This window comes from Acinetobacter sp. B51(2017), from assembly GCF_003711395.1.
Lineage (GTDB): Bacteria > Pseudomonadota > Gammaproteobacteria > Pseudomonadales > Moraxellaceae > Acinetobacter.
Window position 1 is genome coordinate 1 of sequence record NZ_PJRJ01000019.1, and the last position, 16,019, is coordinate 16,019.

A 16,019-nucleotide genomic window follows, 5' to 3' on the forward strand; every position below is an offset into this window, starting at 1 on the left:
AGTGGCAAGAAGAAAGCACATACTTTCAAAGTTCAGGCCATTATCCATTATAGAACTCAGCAAGTTCTGAGTTTATGTACGAATCGTGGTGCTGTACATGATTTCGAACTCTTCAAACGCAACTTGAATCAGATTCCTGCAGGTGCCTTTATCCTTGCAGATAAAGGTTATCAAGGGATCTATACAGTATATCCAAATAGCTTATTGCCATTAAAAGCAAAAAAGCGCTGCAAACTAGATCTGGAGCTAAAATTTTACAATCAAGAAATTAATAAAAGAAGAATTGGGATTGAGCATGTATTTGGCCGTTTGAAAAGCTTCAAAATCCTTGCCGAGCGTTATCGAAACCGAGGAAAAAGACTCGGATTAAGATTTAATTTGATTGCGGGCATCTACAATTTGGAGCTGAGTAAAAAATAACTTATGAAAGAAGTCTAGTAATAAATACTAAATGTAGGTGTAAATTAAAGGCTGATTGTCTGTGGAGGGAAGGTGCAGTAAAGGTCGCTCTGCGAAGCAGAAAGCAAGCGAAATCTGTGAGGAAGTCACCTAAGAGATTTTGCCTTTAGAATACCTGAGAAACGAGTTCTACAAGGAACTAGTCGAAAGTGTTGGGAGCATTTCAACGCTAACAAATCAACAAAAGTCGATATTCACCGGCGTTTTCAAGCGGTGCACGGTGTACACAGGGTAAAACCTGCTGAGTGGGATGATCTACAGCAAGCCGCCATAGTTGCCCAACCCCTAAGTTAATAGGCTGTGCGTCAGGTTGAGCTTGATAATGCAGATCAAAGAAATACTCTGCTAAAAAGGCCTCAAAACCACTTTCCGGCCCATCATACAATGCTTTTAATTTTTCACGAATCTCAGGAATTAAGATTTTTTGCTCAACTTGATCATTAGCAATTAAATCACTGGCTACACCAAAATAGGTACATAAAAAGGTATCCGTTGCCACAGGCGAACGATCGACATGATAGGAATACACATCGGTGGCAATAAAATCAAAGTCGTCATCACGCGCATAACATTTAAGCAAATTTAAACTGGGCAAAGCACCCTGTGCACTCAGTAATTGCATATCCTGAATAATGATGTCTCGTGCGATTTGACCTTGCGCGCTCAGCTCAAGTGCCTGTAAGTCTTCAATAGATACTTCGGTAATATCATCCTCTAACTCGAGTTGATCGACAATTTCTTTAAAATCACCTGCTAAATCTCGCTTCCAACACAAGGCGTTATTGAGTCCTTGGAATGGGGTATTAACCAAATCTTCAAAGCTATCGACCAGTCGAATTTGAGGGTGAGATAAAAGATCGCTAGACATCATCGTATACATTTAAAAACTACAAGCCGTGAATCATACGCGCTATGACAACAACAAGGTAGCCAAACCGTGCAACATTCAAGCGCATGGCAGATCACTTATAACTGTTGAATCACATGCATACTTTTGCAAAGTATTAAACTCAAGATTTTACAGCATGTGGAAATATCAAACGAAAAACCACCCCATCATGCAAATTTTCGACCTGTACTTTGCCTTGATGAATCTGCATGATCGATTTAACAATCGCCAAGCCTAATCCACCTGTACGCCCCGAAGCATGACGGCTATTTTCTACTTGATAAAAACGCTCAAATAAATGTGCAAGGTGTCTCGCTTCAATCTGCACATGCGGCGTAAAGACCGACACACGCGTGTTTAAAGTGTCTACGTCAACCTGAATTTTGACTTGGCTTTGAGGGACTCCATGATCAATAGCATTGCTGATTAAATTTGCTAATGCGCGTTCAACCAAAACAGCATGTCCGAGCACTACCACGTCTGGCGGCATCAATACTTGCATTTGAATCTGTTTATCTTCCGCTAAGAAACTAAAGTAATCTACTAAATCATTCAGCATGCTTGGTAATGCGATTGGCGTTAATTCTTTTTGATATTCGCCATGCTCCAAACGGGCGATCAGCAACATACTCTCAATCATCTGATGCAGACGTTCATATTCCTCTAAATGTGAATACAGCAAATTTTCTAGATCGTCTTGTGTTCTGCTATGGGACAACACAATTTGGGTTTGTCCGATCAGATTATTCAGCGGTGTGCGTAATTCATGGGCAATATCTTCTGAGAAGCGCGCCAACTGCTGATAGCTCATGTCTAAACGATCTAACATACGATTCATAGAGTGAGTCAGTTTATTCACTTCTTGGCTGATTGACTGCGTGGAGAAGCGTGAGTCATGATGATTTAAATGAATTTCCGCGGATGCCTGTATCAATTGACGCATCGACTTTAAGATATAGCGTCCTGCAAGCCATGCCATCAAGGTGGAGAGCAGAATATCCACTACACTATACATCAGTAATTTTTGCCGATAGCTGGCTAGAATCTGTTGTCCTTCAGCCAACTGTTTACCGGCAATTAAAGTATAATGATGTGCGTTGATCTTCAGTCGTTTAAAAGCCAGTCGCGTGCTTGGTGTGTCTGTCTGATCATTCTGAAATTGTAGATGATTGGTCACATGCAGTGACGGCAGATCAATCTTCAAGGGGTTAATGGTAATTATGGGCTGTTGATTCTTATATAAGATCAATAAATTATCTTGCTGCCCCAACATATTTTCATACAGCTTGGGATGCTGAATCAATAAATTCAAGCTGTTCTGATCTTGTAAAAAGATCTCAATACGTTCAAGACGTGATGTTAAAGCTTGATCTTGTTGGGTTTGAATGATGCGCTGCATATTTTGATCAGACACCCAAGCAATGCTGCTAAACACCACACAGCAAATCAAACCAAATGAAAGTGCCAATAAGGCACTCATAGGCAATTGAACAGAACGCTTCATGGTTGCTCAGCAAGTTTATAGCCCAAACCACGCACGGTATGGATCAGTTTAGGGGCAAAATGATCGTCTACCTTGCTCCTTAAACGACGAATCGCGACATCCACCACATTAGTATCGGTACTAAAATTAATATTCCACACTTGAGAGGCAATTTGCGAACGGGTCAGGACTTGGCCTTGATGTTCCATCAAAAATTGCAACAAGAAAAATTCTTTTTGGGTTAAATCAATCAGCTCCTGCTCACGCCATACTTGGTGTTGCAGCCGATCCAGTTTCAGATTCGCCACTTGATAATATTCTTGTGCAACACGCGGATGACGCTGCAATAAACGTTTTATCCGCGCCAGTAATTCAATATACGAAAAGGGCTTAATCAGATAGTCATCTGCACCAAGCTCTAAGCCTTTGACGCGATCAAGCACATGATCACGTGCTGTGAGCATCAGTACGGGGACTTGGCTCATGGTTCTGAGTGTTTTTAAAATTTGCCAGCCATCAAATTCAGGTAACATGACGTCTAACAATACAAGATCATAATTGGTCTGCTCAAGTCGTGTCAGCGCAGTTCGCCCATCATGACATACCGTGGTCTGATAACCAGATTCTTGTAAGCCTTTGGCCAAGTATTCAGAAATTTTGACTTCGTCTTCAATAATTAAAATATGCATTTGCCTAGTTTACTGCCTTTTAAAACGCGATAGATGACAAATCCGTAATCTAATTGTCATGCATCAGGGAATTTTTTCATTTTAGTATGACTGCAAGTTTTCAGCATATTGAAAAGATCATGAACTTGAAAAGAATATCAACGGGTTGCATCCTCCTGTCATCGTTAATGGGAAGTGTGTCGCATGCCAAAATGCCGCAGCAGTATGTCATGTCACTTGAAGTTGCCCAGCAGCTCAATCAAAAAGTGATGCAACAGTGTGCCCAAGATGCAAAACCCGCTGCAGTTGTGGTGATGGATCAAGGTGGTCATGTGTTAAGCAGCCAACGGTATGAAGCTGTGGGTATTCATAATTTAATTGCAGCAGAACGTAAAGCATTTACTGCTTATTCAAGCAAAACCCCGACTTTAGATTTTATGCGCAATGCACAAAAGAACCCTGACGCACAGAATTTAAATAGTTTGCCGGAGTTATTACTGCTCGGTGGTGGTGTTCCTGTGTTTTATCAAGGTCAATTGATTGGAGCCGTCGGAGTGGCAGGTGCGGGTGGTTCCGTACAAGATCATCAATGTGCACAAAAAGGCATTGAATCATTGTTAAAGCAACTTTAATTGTAATCATTATCGTTCAATAGGAAATTCAACATGAAAAAAATTATTTTGGCAGCAAGCGGTGCATTATTTTCAAGTGTGCTATGGGCGCAAAATCCATTAAGTGTGCATGTACTTAACCTTGAAAATGGCTTGCCATCACCTGATGTAAAGGTCACATTAGAGCAGCAACAAAATGGCAAATGGGTGCAAATTTCACAAGCGACAACCAATGCACAAGGCCGCATTACTGCGCTGTTTCCCGAAAATAAATCATTTGATACTGCGGTCTATAAAGTGACCTTTAAAACAGGGGAGTGGTTTAAAGCAAATAACCAAAAGACCTTCTTCCCTGAAGTTCCTGTCATTTTTCAAGTGGATGGTTCAGTAAAACACTATCATATTCCACTATTACTCAGCCCTTACGGTTATTCAACCTATCGTGGCAACTAACATTGAGTTTTAACAATGGCCGTATGCAAGATACGGTCATTGTTTTAATACAGCATTTTCTTTCTGCGACCAAACCTGCATCGCATGTTGTAAGTGCCCACTTTTGACATAAATGTTTGCACCAGTCTCGGTGGCCTTGAGTTGTAAATCACTGTCTTGCGGCAAACGCAACCAAGAGCCTGCGGGATAAACCTGTTTACCAGAACTCAGCGCACCTGTAAGCACCAAAATTTCTAAACCCTGTTGCAGACTTAACTTACACGATTGATGCGCCTCTAATTTTTCTAAATAGGTGTGTTCAAATGGAGATTGAAATAAAGGGCACAGCTCACGACCATCTTCGAGTCTCCAATTTTTAGGATCATGGGTATTGATCCGTGTTGGCTGTAGTTCGTCTTCAGTCATTTGCATCAACTTCACGAAAATTTGACAACCTACTTCACTTGAGACGCGATGTTTTGACTGATGTGGGTTACGCATATACCAGCCTGCAGGATAATGTTGATCAGAATTTTCACTAAATACACCTGCTAATACCAAAACTTCTTCCCCCAACGGATGTGAATGCTCTGGAAATTCAGAATGTTGCGGAAATTCAACAATACTGGTGGCACGCGCCTTTTCATCACCCACACGATCCAACATCATCCGTCTCACCTCACCATTTGGTGATTGCACCCAGCGATAGTTTTGTGGCGTGATGATTACGGATTTTAAGAAGTCAGCATGAATAAGCATATGATTTAGAGTAAGTCCTACGTATTGATCCCATATTATCGTGCTTCGCCGTGCTATAGCGCTAAAATATTTGTGAAGGTGTGTTTGGTGTGATGCTGTTGCTTAATATTTGTCTTATCAAAAAAATACGAAAACAGTCAGAGTAAAAAGAATAAGCAGGGCATGATTAGAATGCCCTGTATTGCTATAAGAATTTGTGAATGCGCTTAAAGTTCAACAAAACAAATTTTATTTGTTAAAAATCAATTACTTAATTTAATGCTCTGATAAGGGATTTAATTAGTAAGTTTAATTTACCTCATCAAGATTTTTAGACTCAGACAAATTCTCACAATAGACTCAATCTCTCTATACGCATGATGGCAGGCTGTTACTAATTAACTGATGTCTATAAAATGACTAACTATTGAATACATCTGATTTAGGCTTTGATATCAATGCTTAAGTTAAGTTACGACTGGAGTTTTAATCACTCAGATTTCTGCGTGGCTTTTTGGCGTAATACATACAAATATAAGCTCTCTACTTTTTCACGTGCCCATGGCGTGGTACGTAAAAATCGTAATGATGATTTAACACTCGGATCTATACAAAAACATCTAATTTCAATTTTACGGCTTAAACCTTCAAAGCCACCATAATAATCCAATAGTTCATCCAAAATATCAGCAAGCTTTTTGCCGTGTAAAGGGTCATTGGAGGCGTTCATAACTGATCAACTGTATTTACGGAGACCATGATTATAACCTGAGCGAGTTAAAAATAAGAGGGGGTAGAATTTAAAGGTCTAAACTCATGCAAGAACATAGCATCTTTTCAGACACCCATTATTTAACATAATCTATATTATACGAAATTTGATTGTAAGCCCACAATAGATATATTCAGTTACTGGTAATATTAATAGGTCTATATAACATACTGCACACCAAGCTATATAGCTTGCTCGATGCAAGCTTAGAACTGTTATTGCAATAAAATTCCTTGATCCTCTAGTTAATATAAATAATAATCAATTTTATTTGAAATTAAATACTATTAACAATGATATCTAAGCTAGAATTTTTTTTGATTTGCCTATTAACTACGCTGATCACTCAAATCGGTTGTTATATCAGCCTTGGAATATAAATGTGTCAGGTCTGTGCCAAACTAAAAATATTTAAAAAACTATGATGATCATTGTGTTAAAGATTGATCAGCTATTTAAATCGATCTGATGAATGAACTGCAGAGATACGAAAAAACCCCAAGCATAAAGCTTGGGGTCTTAAGCAAGATAACTTTAAGCCGCGATCTTTTCAAGCCATGCCGCAAGCGTTGGTTCTTCAGCCAATTCTTCAAAACTCACTGTTTTACCTTGATTTTGCCATTGTCCGACTAAAGTCATGAGGCGCACAGAATCTAGCCCTAGCATAAACAAGTCATCATCGAGTTGAATGTCCTCTACTGAAAGTTCTAACGCTGCACCTACTGTTTGTATAATGTGCTTGGCATCTAAGCGGCTTGTCGCTTGCCATGCCATTGTAATACGCTGTGTTGCTTCCACTTGTGCGCAGCGCGTACTGGCATATTTAAGAGCCATATGATGTTCATCTAAACTAAAATCGGCTAAAGCGTCTCCCACCAAAAACGGTTGGATATTAAGCATAAAGGCTTCAGCCGCACTCATTAAACAGCCAATATGTGCATATACCCCACAAATCACCAGTTGATCACGCCCCCAGTCCTGCATTCGCTGTTCAAGATCGGAAAACTTAAATGCGCTATAACGCCATTTTGTAAGGACAATATCATCCGCTACAGGCATGACAGCATCGTGAATTTTGGTGATATTGGGATCTGCTTTTAAACCCGTCCCCCAAAAATCGGTCAGTAATTGACGATGTTCTGGGGTCTGATCACCGGGCTGTGCTGTATAAACTACAGGAATACCCTGTGCGCGTGCAGCTGCAATTAAAGCTTGCGTGTTTTGAATTAACTCAGGAATCGGTTGAGCTGTTAAATCATAAAACTCTAAAAAATATTGTTGCATATCGTGCACCAACAATACAGAACGCTGGGTATCGACCTGCCATTTGGTCTTATTTACATAAAAATCTGTCGCTTGTGGCATTGCATAGCCAGCAATTTTTGGAATACTCATGACCTTATCTCTCAGTTTAAGCAGGTGTTATATCTAATTGTTTACGCAGTGATTTTTTATCAATTTTGCCAAACGCCGTGTATGGGAAATGATCTATAAATTCAATACGATCAGGAATTTTGTAGGCAGCCAGACCATAATCTTTTAAATATTGGCGTAGTTGCATGGCTCGACGTGTCACATTGGCATCATGTTCATCGCACTGCCAAGCCACAAAGGCACAGCTTTTCTCACCTAACATGTCATCAGGCATAGCCACCAAAGCGACAAGACGTACTTGAGGATGAGTCACTAAAATTTGTTCTACTTCTTCCGTAGCAATTTTTTCCCCACCACGATTAATTTGCTCTTTGGCACGCCCTTCGACCACAATGCAACCATCTTCACGAAGACGCACCAAATCACCAGTGCGGTAAAAACCATCTGGGGTAAAGGCAGTTTGGTTATGTTCTGGAGCTTGGTAATAACCACGAATCGTATAAGGTCCACGGGTGAGTAAATGTCCGACTTCTCCCTCGGCTACAGGCTGATCTTGTTCATCGAGCACTAAAATCTCATCATGCTCAGAAATTTTAGTGCCTTGCGTTGAGATGATTTGTTCTGCTGTCATATCAAAACGGGTGTAATTAACTAAGCCTTCTGCCATCCCAAAAACTTGTTGTAATTTGACATCAAACTCATGGATGAGTCGTGCTGCAACTGCATTGGGCAAACGCGCACCACCGACTTGTAAACAACGTAGTTGGCTTAAAATAGGCTCTTGTTGTTGAGCAGCGTAATCCATCCAAGGGCGGACCAAAGCGGGAACGAGACACGCATCCGTGACCTGATGTTGTTTGATTAAAGCAAATGCAGCCTCAGGACTTGGGTCTTGCCCTAAAACCACTGCCCCGCCTGCATAAAAGATTCCCAATGCCCCTGCTGAACTCATTGAGAAATTATGTGCTGCTGGTAATACCATTAATAAACGTGAGCGAGAATCGAGTCTACAAATATGGGCACTCTCACGTACGCTATATAGATAATCATCATGGGTGCGCGGTATCAGTTTTGGCGTACCTGTACTGCCCCCCGAAAGCTGTAAAAACACCACTTCACTTGCTGGGCTTGCGGCAAAACATTGTGCATTTACCGTTGTATTTTGCATTAAAGCAGCAAGGTCATGATGTGCTTGTGCTTCACCTAAAATAAACACTTGCTCTAAACAGGAATGTCTATGTTTGACCTGCTCTGCCAGTTGGCGATAATCAAACCTTTGTGCACCAAAGTCCGTTGCAAAGTAAGCGTTTGCCTGCGTTTGAGCAACAAAACTTTGAATTTCGTTATAACGATGCGCACTCAAAGCCATAATAGGTACAACCCCTAAGCGAATAAGGGCAAAAAAAAGTACATAAAATTCAGCTCGATTGGGCAGTTGTAATACGGCTTTATCACCTGCTTGCAGATAAGGTGCTAAAGCACTTGCAGTACGATTCACCCATGTTTCAAAGTCTTGGTAATTCAGCGTATATTGCTGATCAATCACTGCTAAATTAGTCGGATATTGCTGTGCCGAAGCAGTTAAAAACTCACTTAAATTCTGACCTTTCCAATACCCCAGTGCACGATATTTTTCCGCAAATTCTTCTGGATATGCAACACAACCTAACATTTTACTGCTCCTGCATGTGCTGAATATCAGCAGATTCTAAAGAAAAACCATCTAAAACCGTACGGAATTTTGCTGCGGTTTCGGCATGTTCTGCGTGTGGCTCAGATGCCGCTACAATGCCAGCACCTGCAAATAAACGGGCAATGTTTTGATAAATTCGGGCGCAGCGCACAGTCACAGACCATTCCCCATTGCCCTCACGATCCGCCCAACCCATCGTGCCAGCAAACAATTCACGATTGAATGGCTCTAAGCGCAAAATTAAATCTTTAGCGACCTGCGTAGGTTGTCCACAAATCGCAGGTGTTGGGTGTAAACGTTCGACTAAATCTAAAACATGCGTATCCTCAGATTTCAGCTCACCTTGAATATGGGTGGCCAAATGCCATAGTCGTTGGGTACGAATTAATGATGGCTGTTTAGGCACATTTAGACGTGAACAAAATGGCGCCAATTGATCTGCAATCATTTCAATCACAACCGCATGTTCATGTTGATCTTTGGCTGAATTTAATAACTGCTGTGCATTTTTTTGATCTTGAACCGGATCAATATCACGCGCTAAGGTGCCTGCAACCGGTTTACTCCATACTTGACGTCTTTGCTTAGCCACTAACAGCTCAGGACTTGCTCCCACAAACCAACCCGATTGTGCAGGATTATTCGCGACCGCATAGCTATAACCTTCTGGATTTGCTCGACTTAAATTTTGAAATAAAGTTGAAATATCAATATTTTGCTGAAATTCAAGTTCTAAAATACGTGCCAATACTGCTTTATTTAAATGACCAGCTTGCATCTGTTCGACCAAGAATTGGACTTGGGTCTGGTAATCAAGGCCTTCTGGAATAAAACTGACGTTTTGTAAAGTCAAATCCTGTATTTTTTGCTGTGTGGGATAAAGCAATTTTTCATAGATCTGCACATCACTGAGCAACATTAGATTTACATCTTCACTTGATGCAAATGGAATACCGCCCATTAACACAGCATGCTGATGACCTGCCTGCACAGCTTGGTTGAGCGCAGCTTTGGCCTCACTTAGCCACTCGTTGAGTTTTGATTGAGCTGGCACTTGAATGTCAGATAATTTATGTTGACCTTTAACAATATAATCTGGGGTCGCAAATAAAAAACCAGGGCTTTGATCACAATTTAACACCTCATGTGCCCACGCAGTCTGTTGGCAGCTATTGCTTAAATCCGCAGCAATGCCCGTTAAAATACTCATTTCATCATTCCTTGTTGAATGGATTAAACGCCTAAAGTGGCACCGCCATCGATCACCAATTCTTGCATGGTAATTTGCGCGGCTTGTTCGGATAAAAAGAAGCACACTGCATGTGCAATATCATCGGCTTGTGCCATTTTTCCTAGAGGAATACCTGTTCTAAATTGCGATAAATCACCCGTTAAGATTGAGCTGGGTGCTTCACTCGTGCTCCATAATTGTTTTTGCATAGCGGTTACGGTCGAACCCGGTGAAATCACATTGACACGCACACCAAATGGCGCAACTTCAAGGGCCAAATTACGACAAAAATGGCTTAAAGCAGCTTTGGTTGTCGCGTATAAACCTAAATCTAAACGTGGCATACGCGCACTATTGGAGCTAATCGTGACAATATTGCCTTGCTTTTTCTCACAGAAAAAAGTAGCACATTGTTGGCTTAAATGAATCGGTGCTAAAACATTGACTGCAAAAGAGTCTTGCCAATCTTCGGTGCTTGCTTCTAATAAACGCGTCATCCTCAGAATACCCGCGGCATTGACCAAAGCATCAACATCGTATTGCAGTAACAATTCTGCGACCAATTGTTGAGTGGTAGCATAATCACGGATGTCTTGCGTAATCCCCAGCCAGCGGCTACGCAATACAGGCGTTAACTGTTGTTCAATTTCCCAATTTTCAGGTTGATCTTGGCAATCTAAGCCAATCACCATATGTCCTTGTTGCAAGAGTTGTAATGCAATGGCTGCCCCCATTCCCTGAGCGGCGCCTGTAATCAATATCGTTTTCATGAATGATGTCTCCATACGCAGTCGCGTCGCGAGCAATAATGCAAACAATAATCATTATTATCAAGTCGATATTTTTCTACCTTTCCCTGTAGACCACTTAATTTGCGCAAATTGCAAGCAGATTTTTAATTTAAGTTGTTGATTTTAAAACATACGTGAAAATTCATGCTTTTTTAATTGATTATAATGATAATCGTTTTCATTTACTATTGATACTCATTATTATAACTTAAGACATGTTTGTGTTGATTCTCACAGCGAATACTTATGCAAAATCTTGCTTTAGAGCACGTTCAAATTTCCCCAGTTAAAAAACCTGACCGCACAAGCAACCCGTGCTGGTCAGATATACAAGGTCAAAACGCGACTCATTTTCAACAACAGATAAGCACTGACAAGCTCCAACCAAAGTTAGCACACGACTCTCTAGATATTTATTCACTCACGTTCGATCTCGATGGGCAATACAAGGTTTTAAATCTCTCCCTCATCATCTATCAATATTTTTATGGCACTTACGCTGTGTTTAATTGGTGTATAGCTTTAGTTAAATCATTGATTCAGCAACTGAATATCACTGTTATTCTTCATTACAAGGCACTTTATCTATGAATAGTTTAAAACAGCATATTGATCAGAAATCCACGTTGTGTATCACGCTTAACCACAAGATATCGAGCAATCTTGTACCTTTCATCCAAGCACCGCGCAATATCGTCTTTAGTCTGTTTGTCTATCAAATCTATTTCGATTAAGGAGCAGATCATGAATCAAAAATTATTAGCAGATATTGCCCATTTTGCCCCAACAGCAGGGTCAATGTTTTGCACTCAACTGCATACTGCCACAGCTCAACATGCACATACGCGATCCATGTGTTTAGCACTGCCTCAACGTTTAAATATAGGCAAATTTAAACAAGCCATTGAGCTTGCTTTACATCAAGAAAATTTGAGCGTTTCCCACGAATCAGCACAGCCATCTGATGTACGCTTGAGACAAAATAATATCACGGTTGAAGTTTTTGATTTTTGTCATTTAAACCCTAACCATGCGCTTGAGCGTGTCAAAAATTGGATGGAGGCCGACCTCGAAATGGCAGTTTCGCTTCAACCACATCGCTGTCTATATCGGCAAGTTTTGTTTGTTTGCCATCATCAGATTTTTTGGTATCAGCGCTATCATCATGTCAGCGTGAATCAAGATCATTTTTTTGGCTTAACCCAAACTATTTTAAATCTTTACCAACAGTTTAAGCACCCAGTTCCTTTGCCACATTATTCTTTGATTGTACTTTCTGAATGTCCCGCAAAACTTACGCCTCCTATATCCCCCCCCATGACCGATCGCCTCACACTTAAACCTGTACTCGATAAAGTCTGTTATGTCTTTAAATTCTCACCACACATATTGCATGATCTTAAGCGCTTAGTCGGGCATGATAAGCTAAGTTTAGCGTGTTTAGTTATTACATTGTCATTACATTGCATATACATATGCATGCAACCTACTCACTCAATCGTATATTTAGGCACAAGACCTAAGCATGTCAGTGAGTCCACGGTTCATGCTATAGCTCTACCAACAGATATATGTTGCTTAGTATGCGCACAGAAACTCAAAAATCAAATACAACATATTCTGTTACCAATACCAGCCTTTAATCTATCCGTTCATCACCACATACTAAATCATGACAGCAAAGATATTGAGTTTGTACTTTCTCAGCAAGCAGATCATCTTTGCCTTGAGCTACGTGCTCATCCCCTACATCATCGTGAAATTGATTTAAAAAACTATGCCGAATATTTCAATACATTATTAAAGCAAAGTATAGAAAAACCTGAGCAAGTATGTCTGCATTGTGTTGCTGCTCAACTCAACCCTATCGATGGGCAAAGCACTGAAACACAGACATGAAAAATTGATTCACTGATTTTAGTTTATTAAAAACCAATCAACATTTTCGTCGTGTGTCTTTCATACGCACCTTATCGCTTGTAAGTATTGCTCTGTTGATCGTTGCCACTCCTTAACAGGTCTATACCATCACAGTGGGTTCATTGGCGGTGGCAATCGCAGTTGCCTGTGAAGGGATTGCCATGTTTGTCGGATTATTATGTGGTGAAGTTTTAGCACACCGTTATCAACATTAGCGTTTAATTTTATGGGCGCGTAGTCTTTGTGGTTTGGGTTTCCTTGCTTGAGCGTTAAACAGTCATTTAGATCAGCCCTTATTACAGGTGATTTATGTCCTTGCTGCGTGGCATGATGTGTTAACTGCTGTTGATATTAGCGCCATGATTACGGTAATCCCGAGTCTTGTTGGACGTGAGAATATAATCTAAGCACGCGCGATCGCTAGGCTTTTTGCAATACAATATTGTAAAAGGTCATACGCCTGAGGAATATTTAGTCGAATCAATGCCATTTGGTTTGCACAAGATGCCTCTGGTGATTCAATTGCTGCAATAGGTAGGGCTATCAACTTTGAGATCCGCATCTATAAGCACATAAAAAAGACCTGAAAAGATCTTTTTTATGTGCTTATCTCATGTTGATAAGTTTGGTATTTAACTGAAATATAATTTATTTTTAGGCATTTAAAAGCGCATATCATTCTTATGATATACGCTACTTTAAAGTTTAAGCTTTTTTAAATGACCAAAGTGAACCTACTTCAGCATTTCTGCCACGTTTGATTGCATTTTGGTAGAATTTAAAAAAGACCAATGACAGAATAAAAGCCACCACATCAACCGCTAAACTATGAGGGTCATACCATAGCCCACTTTTTGGAAAGATATAAGCACACAGTGACGACATAGGAATTAATAATAAACTGATCCCAATAGCACACAGTAAATGACCTAAAGCATGTTTATAACCAGTAGCAAAGCTGTACAGCACTGCTGCCACAAAAAAGGCGTAATAGCTATACATATACAGATGATTCATGCTGGTGACATCAAGAGCAAGATGGGCAAAGCGTCCTAGTACCATACTGCTCGACAAGGCCAAAATACAACCTAAACAACTGCCAATCGTTAAATTAGCCATAAAGACCACATCTTTACGCTGTGTAGGAAGGGGATCTTGTAAACGTTTTTGTTTACGTGCGCGGGTTTCTACCCATAACAAATTGCCCGAATAAAATAAGAATGCACCACCCAATCCTAAAATAAGATAGATCCAACGGACACTATAGCCGCCATAACTACCAAAATGTAGACTAAATAGCGTATGTACAAAGGTATTGGCATTTGGGGTTTGCGTATGAATACCCTGATGATTATAAATATCTACGTTATAAGGATTCATGCTCATAAAGTCATAGTTCGCGCCCCGCAGCAACTGCTCACCACTATACAGGGCGATACGCGCATTGGCTTTTTGTGGATCATCCAGCCCATTAAATTGAATATATTGCACTTCATATTCAGGTGCCACTTGTTGTACTTTGGCCAATATTTTTTGTACATCAATATGATCTTGCTGAATCTCGATGATTTGTGCTGCTGGTCGAGTAAAAGGTGGATCACCTTTCATAGCAAGATGACGAATAGAGTCATAGAAATAGTCATGAAACGCAAAGACCACCACCGTTATACTGATCATGAGATGAAATGGCAAACTGCTAATGCCAATAACATTATGAGTATCTAACCAAAACCGCTTTTTATTTTTACCCGGACGAATCGTAAAATAATCTTTAATTAATGTTGGTAATAAAATAATCAAACCCGACATTAAGGCTAAAAAGTAAAGTGCTGCCACCACGCCCATGACATAGACCCCCAAAGTATGATGCCCTGCCATACCTGGAATGCCTGCGGTTTCATGAAGTTGCTCAATGAGCCAACCTAATTTAGAGACATTCTCCTGTGTAACCTGTACATGACCTTGTTCATCTAAGCTCGCCAAATAAGCCATTTGCGTGGTATTAAAACCCTCATCTCGAGATTGGCGCTCTGTCCAAGTGATGGGTGCATGATGAAACTCTTTTGAGGAAATATTGAGTGTAAAAGCTTTTTGCGTCGCTGGGTGTTGGCTTTGCACTTGCTGAATGAGCTGATTATATTGACTAGATTCTATCTTAGTTAAGACTTGCTGCTGTGGTGTACCCCAACGGCTTAAGTCATGTTGAAACATGCTTAAACCACCCGCAAAAAAGCAAATAAACAGTAAAATCCCTGATGTAATTCCTACCCAAGTATGCATGGTTTTGGACAGTTTCATGATGTCACTGCGAACTTTCATGTTTAACCTCGCAACCACAACATAAAACTATATACCACTATTGCTGTGCTACTCATGATCACTAACATATGCCAGCCTTTGACAAAATAAAAGCACATGAAAAATAAAGGTAGCCAGAAAATAGCGATGCTCCACATGCCAATTTGCACCAAAATATCTTGTGCAATGACTGATTTAAACAACACAATGATCAGGTTTCCTAAACCCACCGCTAAGATTAAGCTTAAAATGGCACCCAAAATACTTTTCATCCACCAATCGGGTTGAATCGGTACTTTTACTTTACTGCTCATGCTGTGCTCGCTTTTTTATTAAGCCTAAAAAAGGTATAAAACTCCATACCAAGATCACAAAAATCAGCCATGTCAATATGGCAACCATTTTCGGTAAACTCAGCCATAATAAACCTGCACCTAAGATCAGGGTGCTTCCGCTTAACCAACGCCAAGATCTACTCAAGGATTGATGAAGTAACATTTGATTTCTATGGGTTAAATACAGCACCACTGCACTCATTAAAGTGACCACACAGGCAAATGTATGCATCCTAGGCTCTCTTTTGCTCCTGATTATTGAATCATTACTTAAATGATTATTATTATCAAATAAAAAGGATAACTAATTTATATTTGTTTCACT

General features: G+C 40.3%; 16 protein-coding genes. 4 read left to right on the plus strand and 12 right to left on the minus strand.

Annotated features, from left to right (window positions below):
* Positions 1 to 420: transposase (locus CYK47_RS10010; RefSeq protein ID WP_164709180.1), on the plus strand; the 420-nt coding region annotated here is incomplete at its 5' end.
* A gap of 208 nt (positions 421 to 628) precedes the next feature.
* Here the strand turns inward: CYK47_RS10010 and CYK47_RS10020 are convergent.
* From CYK47_RS10020 to CYK47_RS10030, 3 genes are all read right to left on the minus strand, one after another.
* The gene (locus CYK47_RS10020) at positions 629 to 1,327 is read right to left on the minus strand and encodes a DUF1826 domain-containing protein (protein ID WP_122901445.1); all 699 of its coding nucleotides are present in this window, start codon (positions 1,325 to 1,327) and stop codon (positions 629 to 631) included.
* A gap of 142 nt (positions 1,328 to 1,469) precedes the next feature.
* Entirely contained in the window at positions 1,470 to 2,852 is a 1,383-nt protein-coding gene (locus CYK47_RS10025; protein ID WP_122901355.1) for a heavy metal sensor histidine kinase, read from the minus strand.
* Positions 2,849 to 3,520, minus strand: a complete 672-nt coding sequence (locus CYK47_RS10030) for a heavy metal response regulator transcription factor (protein WP_122901357.1) — start codon at positions 3,518 to 3,520, stop codon at positions 2,849 to 2,851. The genes CYK47_RS10025 and CYK47_RS10030 overlap by 4 nt, the downstream gene beginning before the upstream one ends.
* A gap of 125 nt (positions 3,521 to 3,645) precedes the next feature.
* Between CYK47_RS10030 and CYK47_RS10035 the strand changes: the two genes are divergently transcribed.
* Positions 3,646 to 4,131, plus strand: a complete 486-nt coding sequence (locus CYK47_RS10035) for a GlcG/HbpS family heme-binding protein (protein WP_252150271.1) — start codon at positions 3,646 to 3,648, stop codon at positions 4,129 to 4,131.
* A 33-nt stretch (positions 4,132 to 4,164) separates the two neighbouring features.
* Positions 4,165 to 4,563, plus strand: a complete 399-nt coding sequence (uraH, locus tag CYK47_RS10040; protein WP_122901361.1) for a hydroxyisourate hydrolase — start codon at positions 4,165 to 4,167, stop codon at positions 4,561 to 4,563.
* 36 nt (positions 4,564 to 4,599) lie between these two features.
* On the opposite strand, the gene CYK47_RS10045 is transcribed toward uraH, so the two are convergent.
* The 6 genes from CYK47_RS10045 to CYK47_RS10070 form a co-directional block, all read right to left on the minus strand.
* On the minus strand, positions 4,600 to 5,301 hold the full coding sequence (locus CYK47_RS10045) for a cupin domain-containing protein (RefSeq protein ID WP_122901363.1): 702 nt from the start codon (positions 5,299 to 5,301) through the stop codon (positions 4,600 to 4,602).
* A 469-nt stretch (positions 5,302 to 5,770) separates the two neighbouring features.
* Positions 5,771 to 6,010 (minus strand): VF530 family protein, encoded by a 240-nt coding sequence (locus CYK47_RS10050; RefSeq protein ID WP_122901364.1) that lies wholly within the window; start codon positions 6,008 to 6,010, stop codon positions 5,771 to 5,773.
* A 576-nt stretch (positions 6,011 to 6,586) separates the two neighbouring features.
* Complete coding sequence (locus CYK47_RS10055) at positions 6,587 to 7,447, minus strand: isochorismatase (protein ID WP_122901366.1); 861 nt, start codon at positions 7,445 to 7,447, stop codon at positions 6,587 to 6,589.
* A gap of 16 nt (positions 7,448 to 7,463) precedes the next feature.
* Entirely contained in the window at positions 7,464 to 9,098 is a 1,635-nt protein-coding gene (locus CYK47_RS10060; protein ID WP_122901368.1) for a (2,3-dihydroxybenzoyl)adenylate synthase, read from the minus strand.
* A gap of 1 nt (position 9,099) precedes the next feature.
* A complete protein-coding gene (locus tag CYK47_RS10065; protein WP_122901370.1) occupies positions 9,100 to 10,329 on the minus strand; it encodes an isochorismate synthase in 1,230 nt (409 codons plus the stop codon).
* A 23-nt stretch (positions 10,330 to 10,352) separates the two neighbouring features.
* The gene (locus CYK47_RS10070; protein WP_122901372.1) at positions 10,353 to 11,120 is read right to left on the minus strand and encodes an SDR family oxidoreductase; all 768 of its coding nucleotides are present in this window, start codon (positions 11,118 to 11,120) and stop codon (positions 10,353 to 10,355) included.
* Positions 11,121 to 11,885: 765 nt separating this feature from the next.
* Here CYK47_RS10070 and CYK47_RS10080 point away from each other — a divergent pair.
* Complete coding sequence (locus tag CYK47_RS10080; protein ID WP_122901376.1) at positions 11,886 to 13,040, plus strand: hypothetical protein; 1,155 nt, start codon at positions 11,886 to 11,888, stop codon at positions 13,038 to 13,040.
* Between the two features lie 726 nt (positions 13,041 to 13,766).
* On the opposite strand, the gene CYK47_RS10085 is transcribed toward CYK47_RS10080, so the two are convergent.
* From CYK47_RS10085 to CYK47_RS10095, 3 genes are read right to left on the minus strand one after another with little or no spacing between them, the layout of a single operon-like run.
* A complete protein-coding gene (locus CYK47_RS10085; RefSeq protein ID WP_122901378.1) occupies positions 13,767 to 15,380 on the minus strand; it encodes a PepSY-associated TM helix domain-containing protein in 1,614 nt (537 codons plus the stop codon).
* A 2-nt stretch (positions 15,381 to 15,382) separates the two neighbouring features.
* The gene (locus CYK47_RS10090; RefSeq protein WP_122901380.1) at positions 15,383 to 15,673 is read right to left on the minus strand and encodes a hypothetical protein; all 291 of its coding nucleotides are present in this window, start codon (positions 15,671 to 15,673) and stop codon (positions 15,383 to 15,385) included.
* Positions 15,663 to 15,926: a hypothetical protein gene (locus CYK47_RS10095; protein WP_122901382.1), complete on the minus strand. Its 264-nt coding sequence runs from the start codon at positions 15,924 to 15,926 to the stop codon at positions 15,663 to 15,665. The genes CYK47_RS10090 and CYK47_RS10095 overlap by 11 nt, the downstream gene beginning before the upstream one ends.
* Positions 15,927 to 16,019: the final 93 nt, after the last annotated feature.